This window comes from Maribacter aquimarinus, assembly GCF_047345505.1.
In the GTDB taxonomy this organism is placed as follows: Bacteria; Bacteroidota; Bacteroidia; order Flavobacteriales; family Flavobacteriaceae; genus Maribacter.
In genome coordinates, this window is the sequence record NZ_JBLFEO010000001.1 from 202,625 (window position 1) to 216,700 (window position 14,076).

Annotated in this window: 14 protein-coding genes; 3 read left to right on the forward strand and 11 right to left on the reverse strand. The window is 50.9% G+C overall.

Annotated elements, in window-relative coordinates:
* Nucleotides 1–9: 9 nt before the first annotated feature.
* The 3 genes from ACKWCC_RS00870 (at nucleotide 10) to ACKWCC_RS00880 (ending at nucleotide 4,300) form a co-directional block, all read left to right on the forward strand.
* On the forward strand, nucleotides 10–1,482 hold the full coding sequence (locus ACKWCC_RS00870; RefSeq protein ID WP_413993995.1) for a SusD/RagB family nutrient-binding outer membrane lipoprotein: 1,473 nt from the start codon (nucleotides 10–12) through the stop codon (nucleotides 1,480–1,482).
* A 112-nt stretch (nucleotides 1,483–1,594) separates the two neighbouring features.
* Complete coding sequence (locus ACKWCC_RS00875) at nucleotides 1,595–2,485, forward strand: PKD domain-containing protein (protein WP_413993996.1); 891 nt, start codon at nucleotides 1,595–1,597, stop codon at nucleotides 2,483–2,485.
* Between the two features lie 450 nt (nucleotides 2,486–2,935).
* Nucleotides 2,936–4,300, forward strand: a complete 1,365-nt coding sequence (locus tag ACKWCC_RS00880; protein ID WP_413993997.1) for an aldehyde dehydrogenase — start codon at nucleotides 2,936–2,938, stop codon at nucleotides 4,298–4,300.
* 14 nt (nucleotides 4,301–4,314) lie between these two features.
* Here the strand turns inward: ACKWCC_RS00880 and hisIE are convergent, their stop codons facing one another.
* From hisIE to hisG, 11 genes are all read right to left on the reverse strand, one after another.
* On the reverse strand, nucleotides 4,315–4,914 hold the full coding sequence (gene hisIE, locus ACKWCC_RS00885) for a bifunctional phosphoribosyl-AMP cyclohydrolase/phosphoribosyl-ATP diphosphatase HisIE (RefSeq protein ID WP_413993998.1): 600 nt from the start codon (nucleotides 4,912–4,914) through the stop codon (nucleotides 4,315–4,317).
* Nucleotides 4,915–5,153: 239 nt separating this feature from the next.
* Nucleotides 5,154–5,909: an imidazole glycerol phosphate synthase subunit HisF gene (gene hisF, locus ACKWCC_RS00890; protein WP_413993999.1), complete on the reverse strand. Its 756-nt coding sequence runs from the start codon at nucleotides 5,907–5,909 to the stop codon at nucleotides 5,154–5,156.
* A 154-nt stretch (nucleotides 5,910–6,063) separates the two neighbouring features.
* The gene (locus ACKWCC_RS00895) at nucleotides 6,064–6,417 is read right to left on the reverse strand and encodes a four helix bundle protein (protein ID WP_413994000.1); all 354 of its coding nucleotides are present in this window, start codon (nucleotides 6,415–6,417) and stop codon (nucleotides 6,064–6,066) included.
* A gap of 364 nt (nucleotides 6,418–6,781) precedes the next feature.
* Nucleotides 6,782–7,282: a DinB family protein gene (locus ACKWCC_RS00900; RefSeq protein ID WP_413994001.1), complete on the reverse strand. Its 501-nt coding sequence runs from the start codon at nucleotides 7,280–7,282 to the stop codon at nucleotides 6,782–6,784.
* Complete coding sequence (gene hisA, locus ACKWCC_RS00905) at nucleotides 7,282–8,007, reverse strand: 1-(5-phosphoribosyl)-5-[(5-phosphoribosylamino)methylideneamino]imidazole-4-carboxamide isomerase (RefSeq protein ID WP_413994002.1); 726 nt, start codon at nucleotides 8,005–8,007, stop codon at nucleotides 7,282–7,284. The genes ACKWCC_RS00900 and hisA overlap by 1 nt, the downstream gene beginning before the upstream one ends.
* A 34-nt stretch (nucleotides 8,008–8,041) precedes the next feature.
* The gene (locus tag ACKWCC_RS00910) at nucleotides 8,042–8,401 is read right to left on the reverse strand and encodes a four helix bundle protein (RefSeq protein ID WP_413994003.1); all 360 of its coding nucleotides are present in this window, start codon (nucleotides 8,399–8,401) and stop codon (nucleotides 8,042–8,044) included.
* A 65-nt stretch (nucleotides 8,402–8,466) separates the two neighbouring features.
* On the reverse strand, nucleotides 8,467–9,108 hold the full coding sequence (hisH, locus tag ACKWCC_RS00915) for an imidazole glycerol phosphate synthase subunit HisH (protein WP_413994004.1): 642 nt from the start codon (nucleotides 9,106–9,108) through the stop codon (nucleotides 8,467–8,469).
* A gap of 92 nt (nucleotides 9,109–9,200) precedes the next feature.
* Nucleotides 9,201–10,391, reverse strand: coding sequence for a bifunctional histidinol-phosphatase/imidazoleglycerol-phosphate dehydratase HisB (gene hisB, locus ACKWCC_RS00920; RefSeq protein ID WP_413994005.1), 1,191 nt, complete (start codon nucleotides 10,389–10,391; stop codon nucleotides 9,201–9,203).
* Nucleotides 10,388–11,431: a histidinol-phosphate transaminase gene (hisC, locus tag ACKWCC_RS00925; RefSeq protein WP_413994006.1), complete on the reverse strand. Its 1,044-nt coding sequence runs from the start codon at nucleotides 11,429–11,431 to the stop codon at nucleotides 10,388–10,390. Before hisC ends, hisB begins: the two co-directional genes overlap by 4 nt.
* Before the next feature lie 88 nt (nucleotides 11,432–11,519).
* On the reverse strand, nucleotides 11,520–12,803 hold the full coding sequence (gene hisD, locus ACKWCC_RS00930; RefSeq protein ID WP_413994007.1) for a histidinol dehydrogenase: 1,284 nt from the start codon (nucleotides 12,801–12,803) through the stop codon (nucleotides 11,520–11,522).
* A gap of 232 nt (nucleotides 12,804–13,035) precedes the next feature.
* Nucleotides 13,036–13,893, reverse strand: coding sequence for an ATP phosphoribosyltransferase (hisG, locus tag ACKWCC_RS00935; RefSeq protein ID WP_413994008.1), 858 nt, complete (start codon nucleotides 13,891–13,893; stop codon nucleotides 13,036–13,038).
* Nucleotides 13,894–14,076 lie beyond the last annotated feature (183 nt).

The following is a 14,076-nucleotide window of genomic DNA, read 5'->3' on the forward strand; positions in this document are numbered from 1 at the left end:
ACCATCATCATGCGGGCAATACACACTATTTTTACAAGGGTACTGGTGGTTTTCATAACTGCCAGTGCATTCATTTCATGCGAAAAAAGGTTGGACGACCTGTACGACAACCCCAATGCGGTGACCACCATAGACGATGCCGCCCTTTTCACGAAAGCTGTGCGCAGCTTGTTTCTGGAGACCACGGGACAATCTGCCGTGCGGTTTTCGGGACACTACGGACACTATTTCGTGGCCGGGAGCACCGCCCGACCGCCCGATCAGTATAGAGATGGGTTCGACCCCAATTACAACGGTATGTTCGATCAGATGTACGGTGGCACCATACGACATATTGAGGAAGTCCTGGTCATTACCTCGGCACCGGACACCGAAAACCGGGTTCGCAGTGCCATGGCCAATATCATTGCGGTGCTGGGCTACGCCAAAGCCACCGATGCCTTTGGGGACATTCCCTATACCCAAGGGGGCAAAGGAAAAACGGATGGTGTACTGCAACCCGAGTATGATGCACAAGAGAGCATTTACCGCGACCTGATCACCAGGCTCAGCCAGAGCATCCCAGTGTTACAGGGTGCAGATCCCGCGCTGGGCTACCCCAACTCGGACCCTATCTTTAACAATGATATGGACAAATGGGTACGCTTTGCCAATAGTGTGCGCCTACGTTTGGCCATGCGCATACGCTTTTCGGACAACGCCCTTTCCAGGGCCACCGTGGCACAATGCCTTACCGCTCCTTTAATGGAGACCAATGCGCACAACGCCTACCTGGTACAGACGGAAGGTGCGGGCAATCCCTGGTTCTTGGCCAGGACGGGATTCCCCTCCGTAAAGATGTCCACCAAGCTCATAGATCAATTGCAGGGCACGGCAGATCCCAGGTTGGGGGTATTTGTGAGTCTGGACGCGAACGGTAATTATAGCGGCATTACCAATGGCCTCAGTGATACGGCCTTTGGAAACGCCAACTTCCAGAGCAAATCGGACATGGGGGTGCCCCTGTCCTCTCCAGAAAGTAAGATCTACCTCTTAAGTGCGGCCGAAACCTGGCTATTGCGCGCCGAGGCAGCCTTGGTGTACGACGGTGATCCGGCTACGGCCAATCTCCTATATAGACAAGGTTTGGAAACCGCCCTGGGCCAATGGCAGATCGATCCAGCGGAAGCAACGGCGTTCATGGACTCCCCGGAAGCAAGCCTTTCCGGAACCAATGATGAGGAACAAATAGGCACGCAGCTTTGGTTGGCCGTTGTGCCCAACTATTTTGAGGGATGGACCCAGATACGGCGCACGGGGTTTCCGGTCATAGCACAGCGCACGGCAGATAACCTCTCTCCCGGGGTAACCAACGGAGTGCTGCCCACACGATTTTTATATTCGTCCTTTGAGCTGGCCACCAACAATGAGAACGTGACCGCGGCCATTGCCCGGCAAGGCCCCAATAAAATAGACACCCCCATTTGGTGGGACAAGAACTGAGCACAAGGAAATATGTTGAAGCAAAGCCCAATGGAATGGAACAGATATGGAACCGTTGTTTTAAAAAAGGCGCCACAAGAAGGAAGATTTACAACCATAAACTACTTAAAAAATGAAGAATAGGAGATTAGTGCAAATGGTCCTGTTGGCCATAATGGTCTGGGCATGCGATACCGATGACGCCCCGCCAATGGCCCTTGCAGATTTTCAGTTCTTGGTGGAAGACACCCAAGTGACCTTCAATGGCACCGTGGCCAATGCCAATACCATTCAATGGGATTTTGGGGATGGGGCCAGTAGCTCCGAGGAAGATCCGGTGCACATCTATGCCAATGCGGGTACCTTTGACGTGGTGATGACGGTAAGCGGTCCCAACGGCAGTTTTTCGGAAACCAAACAAGTGACCATTCTACCATCTTTGGACCTTTTGCTCACCGGAGGGGCGGCAAGACCGGAAGGAAAGTCATGGCGCCTTAAAAAAGCCTTTACATCCGGTAAGGAAGGAGCGGGTCCGGTTACGGATGGCCTGGGAATTCTTCTCCCCTCCTTTGACAATCTCTTGGACGCCGTGGGCTTGGGCACTTCCTACGAGGACACCTTTACCTTTGTGCATGACGGCTCCTACATTGTGGACAACAAGGACGGTCAAAGCCTTATGGGACTGGTGTATGCCAGTATCTTTGAAGGGGCAAACATCACCGCGGTATCCGCAGATGTGAACAATGTGCCCTTGGCCAATGTGCTGTACACCCCGGCGTCCAATGCCACTTGGGAGCTGTTTGAAGGCGATTTTACCATTGATGCCGCGACCGGGCCGGTGCAGTTCACCGGGAAACGGCAATTGATCTTGGGGGAGTACCTGGGCTTCAAGGATGCCAGTACCGTGGTCATCTTAAAGGACATTACAGAGACCACCATGAACGTGGCACTTGGCATCCATACGGAACCTACCGTTTTTGACAAGCCCACCCTCTTGTTCCATTTATCCTTGGAAGCCCTCTGACACAAAAATGAAGACAACCCAAAGCGCCCATTGCCAAGACCCCGTACATTCATACAGCCCAGATGATGCCCTGGACTTTCGTCATCAGGGTGCATCCCGAGCACTCGGGACCAATAAAATCAAGACTTTTGCAATTGAGGGGCCCGCCTGAAGGACAGTGTCGGGCGGGCCCGTGCCGAACGGCACATTCGCTATGGGGATTGAGCAAAAGTCAATGCAGCGATCGGTTTTGCAGGGATTTGAAGCCGTAGTGGAATTTCCACTGCTTCATCCGGGGTCAAAACGATCATGGACCTTGTATCACGGGGGAGGCGGCCAATTGAACATCTCCTTCCCCACGGTGCCCCTTGTGGGCCACGGACGGCCAAAAAACCTTTAGGGCCCATAAATCCGAAATGGATGGCAAGCTTTCCGTATTTTTGGAGGAACCGCCCATAACATATCCTTACCATGCAGCAACTGGAACAACAACGCATTTTTTTTAAAAACCAGAACACCAAGGATCTTGGTTTCCGAAAAAAGGCCTTAAAAAGGTTACAAGAGGAAATTGTGGCTCGGGAAGATGCCATCTGCGATGCCCTGTACGCCGATTTTAAAAAACCAAAGTTCGAGACCTTGGCGGCCGAGACCCAATTTGTGCTCGCGGAAATAAAGAACACCTTGAAAAAGCTGCACTATTGGGCCGCTCCCGAAAGGGTGCACGGCAGCCTTATGAACTGGCCCTCTTCCGATTACATTTACAAAGAGCCCTATGGCAATGTCCTGATCATTGCGCCCTGGAACTACCCCTTTCAGTTGGCCCTGGCCCCATTGATCGCCGCCGTGGCGGCCGGGAACACCGCCATTGTGAAACCTTCGGAGGTTACGCCCCACACCGCCAATATCATTGAGGCCATCATTAAGGCCAGTTTTGATGCGGCCCATGTGGCCGTGGTACAAGGTGGTGTGGACACGTCCCAAGCCCTACTTGCCCAAAAATGGGACTACATCTTTTTTACGGGAAGTACCCGGGTGGGGAAGATCGTGTATGAAAGTGCGGCAAAGCACCTGACCCCGGTTACCCTGGAACTGGGCGGCAAAAACCCCACCATTGTAGATGGGACCGCGGCCATTGCCAAGGCCGCCAAGCGCATTGTCTGGGGAAAGTTTCTCAATGCAGGCCAGACCTGTATTGCCACAGATTATATTCTAGTGCACCGCTCCGTAAAGGAACAGCTCATTGCCGAGCTTAAAAAGAGCATTACTGCCGCCTACGGAGAAGACGCTTCCAACTCCAACGACTATGCGAGGACGGTGAGCGCCGAGCATTTTGGGGGATTGAAGGAAATGCTACAGGGCGAGGAAATTCTTTTTGGAGGACAAACCGATGCCACCGATAATTTTGTGGCCCCCACCTTGGTGAACGAACCCAAATGGGACAGCAAGCTGATGGAAGGGGAAATATTTGGCCCCATTCTCCCCATCATTTCCTATGAAAAGGAAGAAGATCTTACCCCCTATTTGGAACGCTACGGAAAGCCACTGGCCACCTACGTGTTCTCCACCCGAAAATCCTTTCAGAAAAAAATCATTGAGAACCACAGCTTTGGCGGGGGCGCCATAAACGATACGGTAATACAGATCACCAACAAGCGCCTGCCCTTTGGCGGTGTGGGCAACAGCGGCATTGGCGCCTATCATGGAAAAAGATCGTTCGATCTTTTTAGCCACCACAAGAGCATTGTTAAAAAGGCCAATTGGTTCGAAGCCCCTGTGCGGTACCCGCCCTATACCCTGCCCATGGGCATCATTAAACGCATAAAGCACCTATTTTAAGGATAGATCGGGGATTATTTTTCCCTGGACATCAGTTCTTTTTCAATATCTTCCAATCGGAAGCCCTTGGCCTGCAACAACACCATATAGTGGAAAAGCAGATCGGCACTTTCGTACAAAAAGAGCTCGTCCTTATTGTCCATAGCCTCTATCACGGTTTCCACGGCCTCCTCTCCCACTTTTTGGGCTATTTTGTTAATGCCCTTTTTAAAAAGGGAGGCCACATACGATTTTTCTTCCTCGCCCGCGGCACGCCGTGCTGCGATCACCTCTTCCAGATGGGAGAAAAAACCGAAATTTGGAGCGTTTTCATCGCCCCAACACGTATCCGTTCCCTTGTGGCAGGTGGGGCCGGCAGGGTGCACGAAAATGAGCAGGGTGTCCCCATCACAGTCGTTGGAGATGGAGACCAGCTGCAAAAAGTTTCCGCTCTCTTCGCCCTTGGTCCACAATCTTTTTTTAGTGCGACTGTAAAAGGTGACCTTGCCGGTCTGCTGGGTCTTTTCCAAACTTTCCCGGTTCATGTACCCCAGCATCAAGACGTTTTTGGTACGTGCGTCTTGGATGATGGCGGGAACCAACCCGTCTGGGTTTTTGCTAAAGTCAATCTGCATGCGCTTCATTTTTCCGTGTCCGCTTTGGGAACACCTGGTTCATTCACTATATTTCAATGCCACCGGGGCAAAAATTGGGTGCCGCAAGGGCGGCGTGCCCGTCCTCGCCCCTGGGCCATTGTTCTCGATCGGGTGCAGCTTCATCATCCCAAACCCTGCAAAAGGGGTGCAAACTTAAGACATCTTGGCCAAATGGATGGCCTTGCCGCCCTCCCGGGGACCACCATGCGGATCACACCTCACTGTCTCACGGGGATGTTCCCTTTCCCCAAGGCCGCTTTGAGGTCTTTGATTTCGATCTCCTTAAAATGGAAAACGCTGGCCGCCAGGGCCGCATCTGCCCTTCCTTTTGTGAAGGCATCGGCAAAGTGCTGTATGGTTCCGGCACCACCGGAGGCAATGATGGGAATGTTCCGTTCGGAAGACAAACGCGCCAAGGCCCCATTGGCAAAACCGCCCTTGGTACCGTCATGGTCCATTGAGGTGAACAGAATTTCGCCCGCCCCCCGGAGTTCCACCTCCTTGGCCCAGGAGAAGAGCTCTACCTCAGTGGGCACTTTGCCCCCCACCAGGTGCACCATCCACTTACCGTCCACTTGTTTGGCATCTATGGCCACGACAATACATTGCGAACCAAACTTGGCCACCAGGTCATTGATCAACTGCGGGTTCTTTACCGCCGAGGAATTAATGGAAACCTTGTCCGCCCCGTTTTGCAGCAGGACATCCACATCCTCCACGGAAGAAATGCCGCCTCCCACGGTAAAGGGTATGTTTATTTTCTCGCCAATGCGATACACCAGATCGGCCAGGGTCTTGCGTTTCTGCTCCGTGGCGGAGATATCCAGAAAGACCAGCTCGTCTGCCCCTTCCCGACTGTAGATTTCTGCCAGTTCCACCGGGTCGCCGGCATCGCGAAGGTCGACAAAATTTACGCCCTTGACCGTACGGCCATCCTTAATATCCAAACAGGGTATGATTCTTTTGGCTAACACAGTAGTAATTTAGAAGTTAGATTTTAAAATGAAGATTAAAACTTAAAATTATTCGATTAACTGATTCTTAATATCACAGGATAGGAATAAAATATGATAGGGATGACCACAATGTAAACGAACAAGCTCCCCGAGCACTTAAAAATAGCTGAGTTCATGAAATACGCTTTCTTACCGTATTGATGGAACTAACCGTTATGGCGAGCAACTCATTGGCTTCTTTCCACAGTGTTTTAAACTCCGCTTTATCTTGTAACCTCGTTTTTAAAAACAATTCGATCCAATACATACTTTCGTCTGCTTCCTCTTCCACCATCTTTAACTTATTGATGAAGTCACGATCGGATTTAGCACGACAAGCCGCTCTGTAGTTCGCGCCCACAGAACTCGAAGCTCTGATGAGCTGGCGAACCCATGCATCATATTCGCGTGATTTTGGTAGCACACTGCACAATTTCCAACAATTGAAAGCGAAATCCTGCATTCGGTTCTTTAACTCATTTTTCACCTGTTTATATTTATTGTTCTTTATAGATCGGACCTGCCCGTTCTGGTACAAACGGGTGTAATTCGCCAACAAACGTCTTTGTGGGCAACAAGATTGGTTGCGGCTCATTTCATATCTCCAATATAATACTATCCACGCTTAGTGTCGTTGTGCTTCTTCTTAAACCCAAATGATGTAGTGCAACTGTGTTATAAAGCGCGAGATTAAAAAAGTATGGACTTTTTATCGTGCTAAGCCTTGCACCACTGCGGTGAAAAAGAAAAAAAACGGATCAGCGATCCTATGTGCAGTAGCTCGTGGCTACAATGGCATTTGCAATGCATGTTTTGGGTTAAATCGTAAATCTACGTTCAAACTTCTTCAATTATAGCTTTTTTCCATCATAAAACCCCAGATCCACGTTTTTCATTTGTTTTACCCAAAAAGCGATCTGTCCGCTATGGTAGCTGTAATGCTCCACGGCGTGCAGCACCAGTCCCACGCCAGTAAGGGAAAAGCCCTGTACGCGGTAAACGCGCAACAAATGAGCGGTTTTCGCATCAAAAAGCACCTTTTTGGCGGCGTCCACGGTATGCAGCAGTTGGTCCATTAGGGCATCTTTGTTGGCCGTTTTATAAGCTTCAAATTCAGCGGGCCGGTTTCTGCGATGCTCGGTGTTGCCCAGGGTAGAAATGATGTATTGGGTCATATTGCCGCAAACATGCAGTATGAGGTTCCCTAAGGAGTTCAGGGAAGGGTTGGGCTTTTGCCAGACTTCTTCTTCCGTGACCTGCTCTAGGCTTTTGCGTATCATCCGGGTACTTTCATCCATACGGAACACGGCATTCTCCAACAAGGTTTCCCGTAAAGCTGCTTCCTTGTCCATCAGTGTCCCAGAATATAGGTTTCCAATTGTTTTAGGCTGATGCGGTTTTCATAAATGGCCTTCCCAATAATGACGCCCTCACAACCTATTTCCGCCAATTTGGGCAACTCGTCAAAGGTGGATATCCCACCCGAGGCAATGAGCTTGATGCCAGTGGTCTGGGCCATTATTTTTTGATACAGACCGAACGAAGGCCCTTGTAGCATCCCGTCCTTGCTGATGTCGGTGCAGATCACGTACTCGATCCCTTTTTTCAAGTAGCCCTGTATAAAGGGCAGCAGGGCTTCCTTGGATTCCTCCTGCCATCCGGAAACGGCCACCTTTTGGTCCATGGCGTCGGCGCCCAAAATGATCTTGTGTGCCCCGTAGGTGTCGATCCAGCCCGTGAATGTTCCCGGGTCCTTTACGGCGATGCTGCCCCCGGTAACTTGGTGGGCACCGCTTTCAAAGGCAATGCGCAGGTCCTGATGGGTCTTTAGGCCGCCCCCAAAATCGATGTGCAGGCCGGTGCGCGCAGCGATGTTCTCCAAGACCTTGTGGTTTACAATGTGTTTGCTCTTGGCCCCGTCCAAATCTACCAAATGCAGGTATTGGATGCCACTGGCCTCAAAGGCCTTGGCCACCTCCAAGGGATGCTCGTTGTATATCTTCTTGGTGTCGTAGTCCCCCTTGGAGAGGCGCACGCATTTGCCGTCTATGATGTCTATGGCGGGAATGATTCTCATACTGAAATAAGAAATTAGAGATTAGAAATATGAATCATGTGTTCTGCAGTTTTCGTTTAGCTGTATTTATGGAAGCCACCACTATGGCCAGCAATTCATTGGCCTCCATGACCAGCCCTTTGATTACCATTGTATTGTCATTTTCAATTTCCTGAAAGAGCTCCAGCCAAAACATACGCTCATCGGTTTCATCCTTAACTGTTTTCAATTTATTGATAACATCCCTGGTGGATTTTGCCCTTAAGGCTGCTCTATAATTGGCTCCTACAGAACTGGAACTTCTGATCAATTGCCTCACATAAGCATCAAATTCCCTGTTTTTAGGCAGTTTATGGCACAGATACCAACAATCTAACGAAAAACGTTTTGTTCTTTCCTTTAATTCGGCACTCATATTGCTATTTTACACCCCAGCTTCACCACTTCAAATTTCCCATTTCCCATTTCCCATTTCCCATTTCATAAGTTCAAAAAATTATTCAGGATCTGTTCTCCCACATCGCCGCTTTTTTCTGGGTGGAACTGGGTGCCGTAAAAATGGTCTTTCCGCAAGGCGGCGCTATAGTCCAACCCGTAGTGGGTCTCCGCTATGGTTTCGGAACACAGGGGCGCGTAAAAGCTGTGCACCATGTAAATGTGTTCGGCTTCGGCAATACCGGTGAACAAGTTGGATTTTAGGCCCCTGATTTGGTTCCATCCGATCTGGGGCACTTTTACCCTGGTGGCATCAAATTTCAAGACGGGCACCTCAAAAATACCCAAGCCTTTGGTATCGCCCTCTTCGCTGGACCTGCACATTAACTGCATGCCCAGGCAAATGCCCAAGACGGGCTGTGTTAGGGTGGGGATAAGGTCGTGCAGACCGCTTTCCCACAGTTTCGCCATGGCCGAACTGGCCTCTCCCACGCCCGGGAAAATCACTTTTTTTGCATTTCGTATGGTCGCTGCATCATTGCTCAACACCGCATGGTGTCCCAAACGCTGAAGCGCAAACTTGATGCTCTGGATGTTTCCCGCTCCGTAATTGATGATGACCACGCCCTCACCGTCATTAAAAGAGTCGCTTTCATCCCTATGGGGTGTCCATTTATTTTCGTTCATCGTTTTTTTATGTTTCCTTTTCGGAATAAAGTTGCCTACTGCAACCGTTTTTCAATAGTATTAAAGTTTCCCTTTTGGGGGTCAGGCTGCCTCTACAACATGCCCTTGGTACTGGGCAAAACCATTTTTTCCACGTCGCGCTTTACCGCCATTTTTATGGCCTTGGCAAAGGCCTTGAAAATGGCCTCGATCTTATGGTGTTCGTTGGTGCCCTGGGCCTTAATGTTCAAATTGGCCTTGGCCCCATCGGTAAAGGACTTAAAAAAGTGATGGAACATTTCCGTGGGCATGTCCCCCACTTTTTCCCGCTTGAAATCGGCTTCCCAGACCAGCCAGTTCCGGCCGCCAAAATCTAGGGCCACTTGGGCCAAACAGTCGTCCATGGGAAGACAGAACCCGTAGCGCTCTATGCCCAGTTTGTTTCCCAATGCGCTGTGAAACACTTCCCCCAGGGCAATTCCGGTATCCTCAATGGTATGGTGCTCATCCACTTCCAGATCGCCCTTGACCTTGATCTCCAGATCCATTTGGCCGTGCCGCGCCAGCTGGTCCAGCATGTGATCAAAAAAGGCCAGCCCGGTGTTGATATCGCTTTGGCCCGTTCCGTCCAGGTTCAGTTTAATGTGAATGTCCGTTTCGTTCGTTTTCCTGCTTACCGCAGCTGTTCTTTCCTTCAGTTTTAAAAACCCATATATTTTTTCCCAATCGTTGGTTTCCAGGGCAATGACAGGGTCCAGTTCCTCTTTTTTTACGGTGATCTCACCGGTGCCCAGTTGGGTATGGTCATTGATGAAAATGCCTTTGGCCCCAAGGTTTTTGGCCAGTTCCATATCGGTCAGGCGATCACCGATGACAAAGGAATTCTCCAAGTTGTAGTCCTCCGAAAAATAATCGGTCAACAACCCTGTTCCCGGCTTTCTTGTGCTCGAATTTTCCTGCGGAAACGTGCGGTCCAGAAAAACCTTGTCAAAGACAACGCCTTCGTTTTCAAAGGATTTTAGAATAAAGTGGTGCACGGGCCAAAAGGTGTCCTCGGGGAAGGCCTCCGTTCCCAGGCCGTCTTGGTTGGTGATCATGACCAGTTCATAATCCAGCTCCTTGGCTATTTTTCCCAGAAATGTAAAAGCCTTGGGGTAGAACACCATTTTTTCAAAGGCGTCTATCTGCTCGTCCACGGTTTCCTTGATGATGGTGCCGTCACGGTCTATGAACAGCACACGGCGTGCCCTTGTGCCCTCTGTGTGGGTGAGGGCCAAATCCTTATCTTTCCCTGGTGTACTCATGACAATTGGTTTAATGCTGCAATTAGTGTTTGGTTCTCTTCTGGTGTGCCCACGGTAAAGCGCAGGGTGTTGTGGCATAAGGGCTGCGCGGTTCTATTGCGCACCACGATTCCTTTTTTAAGGAGCTGATCGTAGCGCAGGGTGGCATTGTCCACTTGTGCCAATATGAAGTTGGCCTCCGTGGGATGGACCTTGGAAACAAAGGGAACCTCCTGCAGTACGTTGTACAGTCGCTGCCGTTCGGCGAGTATGGCCGTTATTTCCCGTTGCACCGCTTGTTGGTCCAACACGCGTTCCAGTGCCCGTTGCTGCGTGAGTTCGTTTACGTTATAGGGCGGTTTGATCTTATTGAGAACGGAAATGATTGCTACGGATGCCATACAGATTCCCAAGCGTATTCCGGCCATGCCGTAGGCCTTGGACAGTGTTTGGGTCACCACCAAGTTGGGATATTGGGACCATTGGCCCACCCAACTCGCTTGGGACGAGAAATCGATATAGGCTTCGTCCATCACCACCAGACCCTTAAAATGTTCTAGGAGATGGGCAATGCCCTGGGCCGATATGGTGTTCCCGGTGGGATTGTTGGGTGAACAGAGAAATAGCATTTTGGAATGCCCATCCGCCGTGGCCAAGATCTCTGACAGCTTGGGCTGAAAATCCGCATCCAAGAGCACTTCCCTGTTCTCCACCCCGTTGATCCCAGAGAGCACCTTGTACATTCCGTAGGTGGGCGGCAGGGTAATGATGTTGTCCATGCCCGGCTCACAAAAGGCACGGAAGAGCAGGTCCAGCACCTCGTCACTGCCATTGCCCAGCAGCAGGTTGGCCTCCGTTATGCCCTTCCGTTGCGCCAAAAGGCCCTTAAGGTTGCGTTGCTTGGGATCGGGGTATCGGTTCACCCCATTGTCGTACGGGTTCTCGTTGGCGTCCAAGAACACCATCTTGGAGCCATCCGAAACATATTCGTCCCGCGCCGAGGAATAAGGGCTCAGGCCCTTTACGTTGTCCCGTGTTATCGCATCTAAATCAAAACTCATGCTCCTTATAATTTAAGGTCCATTATTCCACTGGCCATACCGGCGGATCAAAATCATTTCAAAACTGTCCCCATCCCTTGGGCGAGGCTCAAGACAGGCTCTCCAAACGCAAGCTCACGGCATTTTTATGTGCCTGCAAGCCCTCTGCCTCCGCCATGACCTCAACGGCCTTCCCTATGGCCCGGAGGCCTTCCTTGGTTATTTTTTGAAAGGTCATGCTCTTCATAAAACTGTCCAGGTTAACCCCACTGTACTGCTTGGCATAGCCGTTGGTAGGCAAGGTATGGTTGGTGCCCGAGGCATAGTCCCCCGCACTTTCCGGGGTATAGTTCCCTATGAACACCGATCCGGCATTGACCGTGTGCTCCACATAAAAATCCTCATTGGCCACACAGACAATATAGTGCTCCGGGCCGTATTCGTTTATTAAATCTATGGCGGTTTGGTCATCTTTAACAAAGATGAGCTTACTATTGGCCATGGCCTTTTCGGCAATGGCCTTTCTGGGCAACGCCCGCATTTGCCGATCCACTTCCCGCTCCACTTGCCCTATCAGGGTCTTTGAGGTGGACACGAGAATGACCTGACTGTCCGTTCCGTGTTCTGCCTGGCTCAGTAGATCCGAGGCCACAAACGCGGCATTGGCCGTATCATCTGCCACCACCAACAATTCGCTGGGCCCTGCCGGCATGTCCATGGCCACACCGTATTTGGTCGCTATCTGCTTGGCCACGGTAACGAACTGGTTGCCGGGGCCGAAGATCTTGTACACCTGCGGTATGCTTGCCGTGCCAAAGGTCATTCCGGCAATGGCCTGGATGCCCCCCGCCTTAACGATTTTGGTGACACCGCACAACCGGGCCGTGTATAGAATGGCCGGGTGCAGGTTGCCCTCTTTGTTGGGCGGGGAACAGAGCACAATTTCCCCACAGCCCGCAATCATGGCGGGAACCGCCAACATGAGGATGGTGGAAAACAGCGGAGCCGTTCCGCCAGGGATATAGAGCCCCACCTTTTGGATCGGTCTTTTCTCTTGCCAGCAGTGTACGCCTTTGGTGGTTTCCACTTCCGTTTTTCCGATGATCTGTGCCTTGTGAAAGGTTTCTATATTGGCCTTGGCCAGTTGTATGGCCTGTTTTAGTTCTTCCGGAACCCCCTCTTCCGCCTTCTCGATCTCGGCCTTGGACACCAAGAGGGACGACAGCTTTACCCCATCGAATTTTTCGGTGCACTGCCCAATGGCGGCGTCACCATCTTGCCGCACTTTGGCGAAGATCTCGTTCACGGTCCGCTCTATGTCCGCCACGGTCTGCGTGGGTCTTTGCAATACCTGTTTCCACTCCGATCGGGGTGGGTTGTTTACCTTTTTCATCCGTTGATATTTATTTGCTTTTTAAGGTCAGACCTGCCCGTTTCGTTTCAGGCGGGTGTCATTCGCCGATCAACATTTCGGTGGGTATCCAGCATGGTCATGGCTCATTTCACATCTTGTTACATCTCCTTTGCAGCTAAAAAAACCTCCTTCATCTGTCCCGGGGAACGTGCCCTTCCCACCGGTCCTACAACCCGTTCAACAGAGGTCCGTTGGTGGGCCCGTTTTCCTTTTAAAGCACCATTTTTTCAATGGGGCAGACCAAGATGCCCTCGGCCCCTGCCTGTTTCAACTCATCGATCACCTCCCAAAAGGTGTCTTGATCTATGACCGTGTGCACGGAGCTCCAGCCCTTATCGGCCAGGGGCAGCACCGTGGGGCTGCGCATCCCGGGCAACAGGGACACAATGGCATCCAAGCGATCGTTGGGCGCATTGAGCAGCACGTACTTGGACTTGCGTGCCCGGAGCACGGATTGAATGCGGAACTGCATCTTTTCCAGAATTTCCCTGCGCTGCCGGGATATCTTTGGGGAAACCGCCAATACCGCCTCGCTCTTGAGCATCACCTCCACCTCTTTCAAATTGTTCTTGAAAAGGGTGCTTCCACTGGATACTATGTCGCAAATGCCATCGGCAAGACCAATGTTTGGGGCAATTTCAACGGAACCGTTGATGATGTGCACATCGGCATTCACCCCCTTTTCCCTTAAAAAGGTCTGTACGGTGTGGGGGTAGCTGGTGGCAATGCGCTTTCCCTCAAAATAGGCCAGACCTTCATATTTCACGCCCTTGGGCACGGCAAGGCTCACCTTGCAGCGGGAGAAGCCCAACTTTTCTGCCACCTCGATGCCGGCACCCTTCTCAATGAGCACGTTCTCACCGATAATGGCAATGTCCACCACGCCGTCTTTCAGGTATTGGGGTATGTCTCCGTTGCGGAGGTAAAACACTTCCAGGGGAAAGTTTCGGGCGCTGGCCTTCAGTTGGTCCTTTCCGTTGTCTATGGATATGCCGCAATCCTTTAATATGGATAGGGAATCTTGATTGAGCCGACCCGCTTTTTGGATCGCAATTCTAATTTTTGTCATCTGCTGTTCGTTTCTTTGAGCCTTCATAAACGGACGAAAAACAAAACCCGTTTGATTGCTCAAACGGGTTCGTAAAATATGTTGTTACAGCACATATCCTTCCTACCTCGCTTGGCCGCGCGTATGGAAATGATGGTGTGTGCTCTTGTTTTTCATTACAGGGTAAAAGTAAAATGTATTTTT